Source organism: Pseudomonas sp. JH-2 (genome assembly GCF_036231725.1).
Taxonomy (GTDB): domain Bacteria; phylum Pseudomonadota; class Gammaproteobacteria; order Pseudomonadales; family Pseudomonadaceae; genus Pseudomonas; species Pseudomonas delhiensis.
Genome location: NZ_JAZAQP010000011.1, coordinates 50,264 through 64,183 on the forward strand (window position 1 = coordinate 50,264; position 13,920 = coordinate 64,183).

A 13,920-nucleotide genomic window follows, 5' to 3' on the forward strand; every position below is an offset into this window, starting at 1 on the left:
TCGGTCATGAAATACTTCCGCAAGCACTCATTCATCTAATGCATATACCTCAGAAACTTCCTTAAGGAATTGATGTAACAAATCTGAGCAACTTCACGATTCCTGACTAGGCTAAGGGCCAGGAAATGCTCGCGTTAGAAGTCCGGGCGTTGTTTTCGATCGCTGACGATTTCCGATGTGGGTATTCGTATGGACATGCCGAAACCGAGCCACCTGGCTGCCGCTTTCCGTCCCCGTGGCCAGGCCCTGGCGCTGGAGCCCAGGATCCTCTTCGATGGCGCCGCCGCATCCGCCGCCGCCGACCAGCAACACCACGACACCGACCCGGCCGGCCAGGCCGACGCCAGCCACACGCCCAGCACCCCGGACGCCCAGGCCGCAGCAGCCAAGGCCCCGGGCCAGTCGCGCACCCTGGTGGTGCTGGACAGCCGGGTGGAGAACCGCGAGCAGCTGACCGCCAACCTCGCCGCCAACGTCACCACCCTGGTGGTGGACGCCGGCCAGGACGCCCTGGCCGCCATCAGCGCCACCCTGGCGCAGCTGGGCAAGGTCGACTCGATCCAGATCTTCTCCCACGGCGCCTCCGGCCAGTTCACCCTGGGCAACCAGACCTTCACCGCGGCCAACCTCGACCAGTTCGGCAGCACCCTGAGCGGCTGGCATGGCGAGCTGCAGGCCGGCGCGGACATCCAGCTCTATGGCTGCGCCGTGGGCGCCGGCTCCGCCGGCCAGGCCCTGGTCGACCGCCTGGCGCAATGGACCGGCGCCGACGTCGGCGCCTCCAGCAACGCCACCGGGGCGGGCTCGGCCGGCGGCGACTGGAACCTGGAGGTACACCACGGCGACCTGGACAAGAGCATCGCCCTGTCCGCCAGCACCCTGGCCAGCTTCCAGGGCCTGCTGGCCGACGCCGCGCCGACGGTGAGCATCGGCATGCCCGACAGCGACGTGCTGATCGGCGACCAGTTCACCTTCACCGTCGACCTGAGCAACGCCTCCAGCCAGGTCGGCTACGCGCCCTACATCGACCTGTTCCTGCCGGCCACCGGCAAGGACGGCGACGACGGCATCAGCTTCGTCAGCGCCACCTACCTGGGGCAGACGGTGAAATCCTTCGTCGTCACCTTCGACGCCAACGGCAACGCCACCCACCCGCTGGCCAAGGGCGCGGACGGCAATCCGCTGGTGATCACCGCCGCCAGCGTCGGCATGCGTCCGGGCGACCAGATGGTGGTGCTGCAGGTGCCCTACGCCAGCGTGTCCCAGGACCAGCCGACCATCTCCCTGCAGATCACCGCGCGGCTGAGCAACCTGGCCGACACCAGCCTCACCGGCGGCAACCCGGACCTGACCATCAGCGCCCGCGGCGGCTTCGAGTACGGCAACGACTCGCTGAACAACCCCACGGTCGACCCCAGCCTGGTGGAGGCCACCCTGCACCCGCTGCTGGTCCACCCGACCCTGGTCGACCTCACCCAGAGCATCGACATGACCGAGGGCGAGACCGCCACCGGCCCCAACTTCACCCACAACCAGACAGTCACCGTCACCCCGGCCAGCGGCCAGACGCTGCACAACGTGGTGGTCACCCAGAGCGTGCCGGGCGACGTCCAGGTCACCGCCATCACCCCCGGCGCCGGCGGCACCCTGACCTCCATCACCCTGCTCGACGGCACCGTGCTGACCAACCCGGCGGCGATCGCCGCGGCCATCGCCAGCGACAGCATCTTCATCACCTCCTACAGCATCACCTACGCCACCCTGAGCGCCCCGACCACCTCCACCGTCACCTTCTACGTGCCGGAAGTGGGCGCCGACGGCAACGCCGTGCTCGACCCCGCCACCGGCAACCCGGTGACCATCGACTTCGGCGCCCCCAGCGCCACCGGCCAGTGGACGCCGCTGGACCCGCGCGACCTGACGCCGCCAGCCACCGACGTGGACTTCAGCGCCACCGGCGACGGCACCGGCGGCGAGTTCGTCGCCAAGGCCATCACCCTGCAGAAGCAGGCGGTGCTGCAGACCGACGTCGGCACCACCGGCCTGAGCCCGGGCGACACCCTGCGCTACGTGCTCAACGTGGCCCTGTCGGACTACTTCGCCTTCGGCGAGAACCTCCTGCGCGAAGGCCAGTTCACCATCACCGACACCCTCGCCGACGGCCAGACGCTGACCGGCCCGCTGACCATGGCCGTCAGCCAGAACGGCGCCACCGGCACCATCAACCTGCTCTACACCGCCACCGCCAACGCCGACGGCACCACCACCATCGTCATCGACATCGGCGAGTCGTTGCGCCAGGCCTCGGAGCTGCTCGGCGCGCTGTTCGGCGACCTGGCCTTCGACGACGTGCAGACCGCCGCCACCACCGCGGTGATCAGCTACAACGTCTTCATCAACCAGGCCTACACCTCGACCTACCCGCAGAGCGAGATCAACGAAGGCGACAGCTTCGGCAACAACGCCACCGTCACCGCCACCGTGCTCGAGGACGTGGTCAACATCGGCGGCGACCAGAGCGACGGCTCCAGCACCAGCAGCACCATCGCCACCAGCCAGGTGGACATCGACATCGTCCAGGTCAACGGTGGCACCCCGCCGGCCTCCGGCGAACTGCGCCCGGGCGACCTGGTGACCTTCCAGCTGTCCTACGACCTGGTCACCGGCGACTACGAGAACTTCCAGCTCACCGCCTACCTGCCGCTGCCGCTGCTGGACGTGAGCAGCCTTGGCACCCTGGTCCAGGGCAATGGCGTCAACCAGTGGAACTTCGGTGCCGGCGACAGCGACCCGGGACGGGCGGTCACGGTGTCCGTCGGCCCCGGCAACTCCATCGTGTTCGACTTCGGCGACTACCAGATCAGCCAGATCGCCGGCGGCAAGATCGTCGTCACCTTCACCCTGCGCGTCGGCGACCAACCCTTCGCCGACCAGCGCTCGCTGGACGTGCTGGCGCAGTCCAGCCAGACCACCACCATCAACCAGACCCCGCTGCTGTCCTCGGACGTCGAGGAAGTGGTATCCATCGCCGAGCCGGTGCTGGACATCAAGCACGGCGTGGTCTCCAGCAGCAACGGCACGGTCACCGGCACCAGCGGCACCTGGACCGCGCCGGGCACCGGCGGCAAGCCCTTCAGCGGCAACGTCACCGACCTTGCGGCGATCAACGGCGACGTCAGCGGCATCGACGCCGGCGACACCCTGCGCCTGGCCACCGCCATCGAGAACAGCGGCGGCGGCGGCGCCTTCGACGTGGTCACCAGCATCACCCTGCCGCCGGACCTGGCCTTCGTCGGCGGCAGCCTGGCCGCGGCCAACCTGCAGATCTACCGCGGCGACGGCACCCTGCTGCAGTTGAACGTGGACTACAGCGTCTCGGGCAACACCATCACCTTCCTCGACGCCGGGGCCGTGGCCACGCTGCTGCCCGGGCGGTCCGGCACCGCCGCCGACAACAGCGGGCAGAACATCGTCGTCATCACCTACGACGTCACCGTCAACACCTCGGTGGCCGCCAGCCGCACCCTGCAGAGCACGGCGAGCCTGTCCCATTACGCCAGCGTCGAGGGCGGCAGCGACTTCCTCCCCGGCGCCGACCTCACCGAGCTGGCCAACCAGCAGGTGGCCGCGCCGGTGATCAGCAAGGTCTTCGCCGGCGGCAGCCTGGACGACGGCGACTCCAGCGCCAGCCACACCACCGGCAGCAACCTGGTGGTCGGCGAGAGCATGCTCTACGACATCGTCGTGCGCCTGCCCGAGGGCAGCACCAGCAACCTCAGCATCGACGACCTGATCCCGCCGGGCATGCGCCTGGACACCAGCTTCAACGGCGGCCTGGGCTACCAGCTGATCCTCACCGCCGCGGGCAGCGGAGGCAGCCTGGCCCAGGACTTCGCCGGCAACGTGGTGATCAGCGGCATCGCCGGCGTCGGCGGCACCCTGGGCGCCGACGGCGTCGACGCGCGCTTCAGCTTCAGTGCCTTCGCCACCAGCGCGGACAACAACACCGGCAACAACACCTTCGTCATCCGCGTGCAGCTGGTGGCCAGCAACGTCATCGGCAACCAGGCCAACAAGTCGCTGCAGAACAGCGCCAACCTGCACTACCAGGACCCCGACGGCGACACGCCCAACGGCGCCACGCCGCTGGACCGCCAGGTCGACCTCAGCGGCGGCGCGCCGACCGTCACCCTGCGCGAGCCCACCCTGCAGGTCACCCAGACCGTCGACACCACACCCGACTTCGGCGGCTTCGACGAAGGCGACGTGGTGGACTTCACCATCACCATTCGCAACGGCAGTGGCGCCAACGACTATGCCGCCTTCGACATCAGCCTGCTGGACACCCTGCCCAGCGAGCTGGACGGCGTGACCATCACCGGTGTCATCTACTCGGGCGCCACCAACAACGGCGGCGTCGACTTCGTCATCCAGGGTGGCCAGCTGGTCACCGCCAGCGGCGCCAACATCGACATTTCCAAGGGCGGCAGCATCGTCCTGCACCTGCGCGGCACGGTGAACGCCAGCGCCGCCGGCCAGGCGGTGTTCAGCAACGTCGCCCAGGTGCAGTGGACCAGCCTCGACGGCGCCAACGCCGGCGAACGCACCGGCGCCGACGGCGTGCTCGATGGCGGCACCCTGAACGACTACCGGCTGAACTCCATCCTGCCCTTCCCGGTCAGCAACGGCATCCGCATCTCCCACGTCGGCGGCATGCAGGACACCCCGCCGCCCACCAACGGCAGCGGCGCAACCGACACCTCCGGGATCACCGAGACGGTGGCCGTGGGCGAGGTGATCCGCTACCGCGTGGCGGTGCTGGTGCCCACCGGCGACAACCCCAACTACCAGATCCGCATCGAGCTGGCCGCCGGGCTGGAGTTCATCCCGGCCGACCTGAACAACATCCTCATCGCCCTGGTGTCGAGCAACCTCAACGGGCTGTCCAGCGACGCCACCCTGGTCACCGGCGGCAGCATCTGGATGCAGGGCAACCAGAACAGCGCCGTGGCCCAGCCGCTCAACGCCGACCTCAGCGGCGTGGTGCCCAGCGGCCTGTTCGACGGCAGCCGCGTGACCATCGTGACCAACCCCGACGGCAGCCAGACGGCGACCTTCAACCTGGGCAACCTGACCAACACCGAGACCAGCGACGCCGACATCGAAGGCGTGGTGCTGGAGTTCAACGTGCGCGTCACCAACGTGGCCAGCAACCAGAGCAGCGCCAGCCTCGGCGTGCAGGCCTTCGAGCACGTCGGCCTGCCCGGCGAGGACGTCGACCGCGGCAAGAGCGACATCCTCTTCGAGCGCGTGGTGGAGCCGGGCTTCACCGGCCTGGACAAGCAGGTCATCGACATCCTGCCGGGCGTCGGCACCACGACCACCACGGTCTCGGTGAGCTTCACCCAGAACGGCGAGATACCGGCCTACAACGTGCACCTGCAGGACCAGTTCCCCAACGGCAGCAACTACCAGGTGCAGAGCATCCTGATCAACGGCGCGGCGCTGAACCTGGCCAGCCTGCCGGCGGGCATCAGCGTCAGCGCCAACGGCGCCATCTCCATCGACTTCGACCGCCTGGCGGTGGGTGACAAGGTGCAGGTGATCTACACCGTCACCGTGCCCAACACCGTGGTCCCGGACAACGCGGCCAGCGCCGCGGTGCTGACCTGGACCAGCCTGCCGACCGCCTTCGAGACCGGCGGCTGGGGTGGCTCGCTGCCCGGCACCGGCGGCAGCGCCGACGGCGAACGCACCGGCCAGGACGGCACCGCCGGGCTGAACAACTACGTGCTCAGCGAAGGCGCCGGCCTGGGCCTGGTGCAGGGCACCCTGTGGGACGACACCCCGTCGGCGGACAACAGCACCACGCCCGACGGCACCGGCTTCGCCGGGCTGACCGTGCAGCTGACCTGGGCCGGCGCCGACGGTATCTTCGGCAATGGCGACGACCGCGTGTTCAGCACCCTCACCGACGCCAACGGCCACTACGAGTTCGCCCTGCTGCCGGCCGGCAACTACCTGATCGTGGTGCCGCAGAACTTCCAGCTCAGCGCCACCAACCGCTTCCACGTGCGCATCGATACCGACACCGGCACCAGCGCCAGCGGCCTGGGCAGCGTCAACGTCGCCCTGGGCGAAGGCGCCAGCGGCACCGCCGACGCCGGCTACGTGCACATCAACGAGGCACCGATCAATACCCTCGCCGGGCAGCACGGCCAGGAAGACACGGTGCTGCACCTGGGCGGCCTGGCCGTGGCCGACTCCGACGCCGGCAGCGGCATCCTCAGCATCACCCTCACGGTGCAGCACGGCGTGCTCTGGCAGAGCGCCACGACGCCGGCGCCGAACGCCACGCCGCCCGGCGGCGCCAGCAACACCCTGGTGCTCACCGGCACCCTGCAGCAGCTGAACGTGCTGCTGTCGCAGGTCTATTACAAGGGCAACCAGGACTTCAACACCTTCCGCGACGGCGAGACCCTGACCATGGAAACCCATGACCAGGGCAACTTCGGCGACGCCGACAACGATGGCATTCCCGGGCAGCCGGGGGACGACCTGGTCGACATCGACACGGTGCAGATCATCGTCGACCCGGTCAACGACGCGCCTGTCGCCAACCCCGACACGGCCGACGCCATCGAGGCCGGCGGCACCAACAACGGCACCCCCGGCAGCAACCCCAGCGGCAACGTGCTGACCAACGACACCGACGTCGACATCGCCACCAACAACGACGTGCTGCGGGTGATCAGCGCCGGGCCCCAGGGCGGCAACCAGCAGAGCGTGCCGGCCAACGCCTTCACCCTGGTCGGCGGCACCTACGGGACGCTGGTCATTTCCGCCGCCGGCGGCACCACCTACATCGTCGACAACAACAACCCGGCAGTGCAGGCGCTCAGGCTGTCCGGGCAGACGCTGACGGAAACCTTCACCTACACCATCAGCGACATCGCCGGCGCCACGGCCACCTCGACCATCACCATCACCATCCACGGCGCCAACGACACCCCGGTGGGCGTCAACGACGAAGCCACCGCGGTGGAGGCCGGCGGGGTGGACAACGGCAGCGGGGGCGTGAACCCCAGCGGCAACGTGCTGACCAACGACACCGACGTCGACAGCCCGGCCAACGGCGAGACCAAGGCCGTCACCGGCATCCGCAACCTGCGCGAGTCGGCCTCCGGCGGCATCACCGACGTCGTCGACGGCACCCCGACGGTCATCGCCGGCACCTACGGCACCCTGACCATCAACGCCGACGGCAGCTACACCTACGTAGTGGACAACGACAACACCGCGGTGCAGCGCCTGGTGCCAGGCGACCAGCTGTTCGAATACTTCACCTACCGCGTCACCGATGCCGGTGGCCTGAGCGACCTGGCCGAGCTGCGCATCACCCTCAACGGCGCCTACGACAACCCGGTGGCCAGCGACGACCAGGCCTCGGCCCAGGCCGCCGCCACCAACGACCCCACGCTGGAAAGCAACCCCAGCGGCAACGTCATCCTCTTCCCCAGCCGCCCGGGGCCGGCCACCCAGCCCGGCGGCAACGGCGTGGACAGCGACGTCGACCGCGTCGACCGGCCCAACACCAACCTGCACGTCACCGGCATCAGCTCGGCCACCGAGCTGTCCAACCCCGGCATGACACTGGTGGCCGCGGACAGCACCTCCACCAGCAACGGCACCGTGATCCAGGCCACCTACGCCGAGCAGAACGGCGCCCAGATCACCGACCCGGATTCCTTCGGCGCCCTCACCATAGGTGCCGACGGCTCCTTCACCTTCGACGTCAACAGCGACAACGCCACCATCCAGGGCCTGGCCGCCGGGCAGACCATCCAGGTCATCTACACCTACGAGATCACCGACACCGAGGGCCTCACCGACCGCGCCCAACTGGTCATCACCATCCGCGGGGTGAACGACCCGCCGGTAGCCCAGGTGGTGGTGGCCACCGCCGTGGAAAAAGGCGGGGTGAACAACACCTCCCCCGGCAGCGACCCCAGCGGCGACATCACCCTCAACGCCACCGACCCGGATGGCGACCCGATCAGCGTGGCCACGGTGAACGGCACCCCGCTGTCGAGCACCGGCCCCACCATCATCGACGGCACCTACGGCACCCTGACCATCAACGTCGATGGCACCTACAGCTACGCCCTGAACAACGCCAACCCCGACGTCGAGGCGCTGCGGCTGGACACCGACCGCCTGTTCGAGGGCTTCACCTACACCCTCACCGACGGCGAGGGCGGCTTCTCCGAGCCGTCCTTCCTGCTGATCGTCATCCACGGCCAGAACGACAACCCCGTGGCCCGCGACGACAGCGCCGCCGCGGTGGAGGCCGGCGGCATCAACAACAACCAGCCGGGCGTCGACCCCACCGGCAACGTGCTGCTCACCGACCCGGCCGGGCCGGGCAACGACAGCGACGTCGACGCCCCGGCCAACGGCGAGACCACCAGCGTCAGCGCCGTGCGCACCGGCGCCGAGTCCGGCAGCGGCAGCGCCGGCAGCCTGGGCGTGGAGCTGCGCGGCCAGTACGGCTGGCTGACGCTCAACGCCGACGGCAGCTACCGCTACCGCCTGGACAACAGCGACCCAAGGGTGCAGGCCCTGCGCAGCAGCGCCGACCAGCTGGTCGACACCTTCACCTACACGGTGATCGACACCGCCCAGGCCACCGACCAGGCCACCCTCACCATCACCATCAGCGGCGCCAACGACACCCCGGTGGCGCAGAACGACAGCGCCACCGCCATCGAGGCCGGCGGCCTGAACAACGGCACGCCCGGCAGCAACCCCAGCGGCAACGTGCTGGGCAACGACAGCGACGTGGACGCCGGCGACGTGCTCAGCGTGGCCGGCTTCCGCCAGGGCGTCAGCATCGGCACCGTGGGCAGCGCCTTCGCCGCCACCTACGGCACCCTGACGCTCAACGCCGACGGCAGCTTCAGCTACGTGCTGAACAACGCCGACCCGCGGGTGCAGGCCCTGCGCACCGCCGGCGACACCCTGCAGGAAGTCTTCACCTACACCCTGCGCGACCTGGCCGGCGCCACCACCACCGCCACCCTGACCATCACCATCCAGGGTCGCGACGACAACCCCCTGGCGGTGGACGACAGCGCCGAGGCCATCGAGGCCGGCGGGGTGAACAACGGCACCCCGGGCAGCAACCCCAGCGGCAACGTGCTGACCAACGACACCGACGTGGACGCCGGCGACAGCAAGACGGTCGACGGCATCCGCACCGGCACCGAGGCCGCCAACGGCACCTTCACCGCGGTCAACGGCAGCCAGGTGATCGCCGGCCAGTACGGCGTGCTGACCCTCGGCGCCAACGGCGCCTTCAGCTACGTGCTGAACAACCAGGACGCCCGGGTACAGGCGCTCAAGGCCGGCGAGACGCTGGTGGAAACCTTCAGCTACCGCATGCACGACACCGCCGGGGCCACCGACATCGCCCAGATCACCCTCACCATCCGCGGCGCCTACGACACCCCGGTGGCCAACGACGACCTGGACCTCGCCCTGGCCGCCAAGCCGGACATCAGCGACGGCTTCGACCCCAGCGGCAACGTGCTGGACAACGACACCGACGTGGACGCCGGCGACAGCAAGAACGTCAGCGGCATCCGCAGCGGCCAGGAAAGCGCCGGCGGCACCCTGCAGGCGGTGAGCGCCGGCACCAGCAACGCCAACGGCACCATCGTCAACGGCCTCTACGGGCAACTGATCATCGGCGCCGACGGCACCTACACCTACCACGTCGACAACAGCAACCCGGCCGTGCAGGAGCTGGGCCTGCTGGAAACCCTCAGCGACTACTTCACCTACGAAGTGCGCGACGGCGGCGGCCTGGTGGACCTGGCGCAACTGCACATCGTGGTGTTCGGCCTCAACTCGCCACCGGTGGCCAACCCCGACAGCGGCGACGCCACCGAGGCCGGCGGCCTGAACAACAACGTCCCCGGCGTGGACCCCGGCGGCAACGTGCTGAGCAACGACACCGACCTGGAGAACGACCCGCTGACCGTCACCGAGGTACGCACCGGCACCGACACCGGCACCCCGCCCGACGGCCTGGTGGGTGTGCCGCTGCCGGGCCGCTACGGCACCCTCACGCTCAACGCCGACGGCAGCTGGAGCTACCGGGTGGACAACGCCAACCCCGAGGTGCAGGCCCTGCGCATCGCCGGCCAGACATTGTCCGACGTGTTCACCTACACCATCGCCGACCGCTGGTTCACCACCAGCAGCACCCAGCTGGTGATCGTCATCCACGGCGCCAACGACACCCCCATCGCCCGGGACGACAGCGCCATCGCCGTGGAGGCCGGCGGGGTGAACAACGGCACCCCGGGCGTGAACCCCACCGGCAACGTGCTGGACAACGACCAGGACGTCGACGGCGTGGCCAACGGCGAGACGCGCCAGGTACTCACGGTGAGCAGCGAAACCGGCGCCGCGGCGAATGCCGGCAGCGTGCTGCAGGGCCGCTACGGCACCCTGCTGCTCAACGCCGACGGCAGCTACCGCTACGAGGTGAACAACGCCGACCCCGTGGTCCAGGCCCTGCGCACCGCAGGCCAGACGCTGCGCGAGGTCTTCACCTACCGCATGCGCGACACCGCCGGTGCCACTTCCGATGCGCGCCTGACCGTGGTCATCCAGGGCGCCGACGACAACCCGGTGGCGCGCGACGACGGCAACGTCGCCAGCGACCAGGTGGTGGCGCCCCAGGCCAGCGGCAACGTGCTGCCCAACGACAGCGACGTGGACGGCGGCGACGCCCTCACCGTGGTCGGCGTGCGCACCGGCGCGGAAAACGGCAGCGGCAGCGCCGGCGCCATCGGCCAGGTGCTCGCCGGGCGCTACGGCTTCCTGACCCTCAATGCCGACGGCAGCTACACCTACAGCATCGACATGACCAACCCCGAGGTGCTCGCCGCCGCCGGCCTGGGCCAGGTGCTGCAGGACATCTTCACCTACACCGTCGCCGACCTCGCCGGCGCCACCGACCAGGCCCAGCTGACCATCACCCTGGACATCGCCTCGCCGTACATCCAGCCACCGGCCGGCCCCTACTTCGGCGGGCGCTCCGGCGACCGCGCGCCGACGCCCGTCAACCTCGACCTGCAGCCGGCGATCTTCGTGCTGCCGGAGGTCGAGCGCATCGAACAGCGCCTCATGCAATCCATGTGGCACGTGGATGGCAACCGCGCCGACCTCTTCCTCACACCCGAGGTCGAGTCGCAGTCGGTCGGCGCGGGCCTTGGCCTGGTGCCCGGCCAGTACGTGGCCCAGGCAGTAGCCGAAAGCCGCAAGGCCAGCGAGCAGGAAATGGCCTGGATACTCGGCCGCCACGGCCGGGCCAACCTCAGCGCCGACGGCCTGCTCAGCGAGCCTTCGCTGTGGGCGCCGCGCGCCAGCGACCTGGTGCCGGCCGAGAAGCCCGCGCAGACCGCCCGCGGCTTCCGCGAGCAGCTACGCCAGGCCGCGCAACGCCGGGGCAGCGCCAACTGAATCAGGACCGACAGAGAAAACCACGCATGGATCAAGGAACGCTTATGCCGGGACATCGCCTCAAGGCCTTGAGTGCCATCATCGCCGTCAGCACTGCGCTCGCCGCCTGCTCCTCGCTGATGGAGTCCAAACCCTACGACGAACAGGAAATGCGCCAGCGCGTCATCGACGACCAGGCGCGCATGTACCGCGAGCAGGAAGCGGTGACCGCCCCCATCACCTTCTACGAGGCCGCCGCGCGGGCCCTCAAATACAACCTCGACTACCGCCTGAAGCTGCTGGAAAGCGCCCTGGCCGCCGACCTGCGCGACGTCACCGCCCACGAGATGCTGCCGCGCCTGGTGGCCTCGGCCGGCTACGCCGGGCGCAACAACGACTCCGGCGGCACCTCCATCGGCATCCAGGACCGTCAGGTCTCCCTGCGCCCGTCCACCTCCGAGGAGCGCTACCGCGACATCGACAGCCTGGGCCTGTCCTGGAGCCTGCTGGACTTCGGCGTGGCCTACTACCGCACCCAGCAGAAGGCCGACCAGATCCTCATGGCCGAGGAACGCCGCGAGCGCGTCGCCCAGAACGTCCTGCAAGACGTGCGCAACGCCTACTGGCGGGCCCTGGGCGCCCAGCGCCTGCTGCCGGAGGTGGACAACCTGCTGATGCGCACCCATCGCGCCCTGACCGCCGCCCGCGAGGCCGAGAACCAGGGCCTGCTGCCGCGCCAGGACATCCTCGCCTACCAGCGCGCCCTGCTCGACTCGGTGTACATGCTCACCGTGCGCCGCCAGGACCTGGAGTTCGCCCGCGCCGAGCTGGCCGCGCTGATGTCGCTGCCGCCGAACTCGAAGATGGTCCTGGCCGACACCCGCGAGCAGCCGCTGCCCATGGTCACCGGCAACGTCGAGAAGCTGGAGCAGCTGTCGCTGCAACACCGCCCGGAGATCATGGAGGAGTGGTACCGCAAGCGCGTCGACGAGAACGACCTGAAGATCGCCAAGGCCCAGCTGTGGCCCAACGTCAGCGTCAACTACGGCTACCAGTACGACTCCAACAAGTACCTGTACAACAACCACTGGAACGAGACCGGCGTGCAGGTCTCCATCAACCTGCTGCGCCTGCTGCAGTACCCGGCGCTGAAGACCGCCCAGCAAACCCAGGCCAAGACCGACGACATGCGCCGCACCGCGCTGTCCATGGCCATCCTCACCCAGGTCCGCGTCGGCCTGTTGCGCTACCAGCTGGCGCGCCAGGAGGTGGAGTTCGCCGACGACAGCCTGCGCGTCGACAAGAGCCTGCTGGACTACGCCCAGAAGGCCCGCAGCGCCGCCCTGGGCACGGAGCTCGAGCTGATCCGCGCCGAGGGCCGCTACCTGCTCTCGCGCTACCAGCGCGAGGCCGCCTACTCCGACGCCCAGGCCGCCTGGGGCCGGCTGTACAACTCGGTGGGGTTCTCGGTGCTGCCGGACAAGGTGGAAAACCACGACGTGAAGACCCTGGCCCGGGAAATCCAGCGCACCCTGGAGCAGGAGACCGGCAGCAACCTGCTGACCGCCAGCAACAGCACGGGCAACAGCACCCTCTCCAGCAGCAACGAAGGAAGCGCCAATGCCGCACAGCCGTAAGCCGTACCTGTCGTTCCTGCCCTGCCTGTTCCTCGCCCTGCTGCCGTCGGCGTTCGCCGCCGACGGCGACCCCGCCCTCCCGCCGCCGGCCGCCGGCGACGAACCCAACGCCATCCGCGTGCTGCTGGTGTCGGACCTGGAGACCACCCTGTCCAGCCAGATGAACGGCACCCTCGGCGAGCTCAAGGCCAGCCTTGGCCAGAAGGTCGCCAAGCAGGCCCTGCTGGCCCAGCTCGAATGCGTAGAGGTGCAGGCCCGCGCCAAGGTCGCCAGCGCCGAGCTGGGCATGGCCCGGCAGAACCTGGCGGCCAAGCGCAACCTGCAGAAGCTCGACGCCGCCGGCGAACTGGAAGTGGCCATGGCCACCACCGAGGTGAGCAAGGCCGAGGGCGCCCTCACCCTGGCCCGCGCCCAGGCCGGCTACTGCCAGATCCAGGCGCCCTTCGCCGGGCGCGTGGCCAAGGTCTACGTCAAGCCGTACCAGACCGTGCAGGCCGGCGCGCCGCTGTTCGACCTGGTCAGCGACGGCGCCCTCAAGGTGCGCCTGAACGTGCCCTCCACCCTGCTGCCGCGGCTGAAGCCGGGCATGCCCGTGGAGGTGGAGATCCACGAGACCGGCAAGCGCTACCCGGCCAAGGTCAGCGCCATCAACGCGCGGGTCGACGCCGTGGCCCAGACCGTCGAGCTGGAGGCGCGCCTGGATGCGGCCTATCCTGAACTGATCGCGGGGATGAGCGGTACCGCGCGCTTCCCCGATGCGCAAGAGTGA

3 protein-coding genes are annotated in these 13,920 nt (G+C 69.3%); all 3 read left to right on the forward strand.

Features of this window, described 5'->3' with window-relative positions; translation table 11 throughout:
• Nucleotides 1-189: 189 nt before the first annotated feature.
• From VV867_RS10310 to VV867_RS10320, 3 genes are read left to right on the forward strand one after another with little or no spacing between them, the layout of a single operon-like run.
• Nucleotides 190-11,535 carry a VCBS domain-containing protein gene (locus VV867_RS10310; protein ID WP_328566297.1) on the forward strand — a complete coding sequence of 3,782 codons (11,346 nt, stop codon included), beginning with the start codon at nt 190-192 and terminating at the stop codon, nt 11,533-11,535.
• 44 nt (nt 11,536-11,579) lie between these two features.
• On the forward strand, nt 11,580-13,151 hold the full coding sequence (locus VV867_RS10315; protein WP_328566298.1) for a TolC family protein: 1,572 nt from the start codon (nt 11,580-11,582) through the stop codon (nt 13,149-13,151).
• On the forward strand, nt 13,135-13,920 hold the full coding sequence (locus tag VV867_RS10320; RefSeq protein WP_109932248.1) for an efflux RND transporter periplasmic adaptor subunit: 786 nt from the start codon (nt 13,135-13,137) through the stop codon (nt 13,918-13,920). Before VV867_RS10315 ends, VV867_RS10320 begins: the two co-directional genes overlap by 17 nt.

Excerpts from the sequence above, each read along its gene's own strand:
- VV867_RS10315 (WP_328566298.1), top strand. The coding sequence starts at position 11,580 with ATGCCGGGACATCGCCTCAAGGCCTTGAGTGCCATCATCGCCGTCAGC.
- VV867_RS10320 (WP_109932248.1), top strand. The coding sequence starts at position 13,135 with ATGCCGCACAGCCGTAAGCCGTACCTGTCGTTCCTGCCCTGCCTGTTC.
- VV867_RS10310 (WP_328566297.1), top strand. The coding sequence starts at position 190 with ATGGACATGCCGAAACCGAGCCACCTGGCTGCCGCTTTCCGTCCCCGT.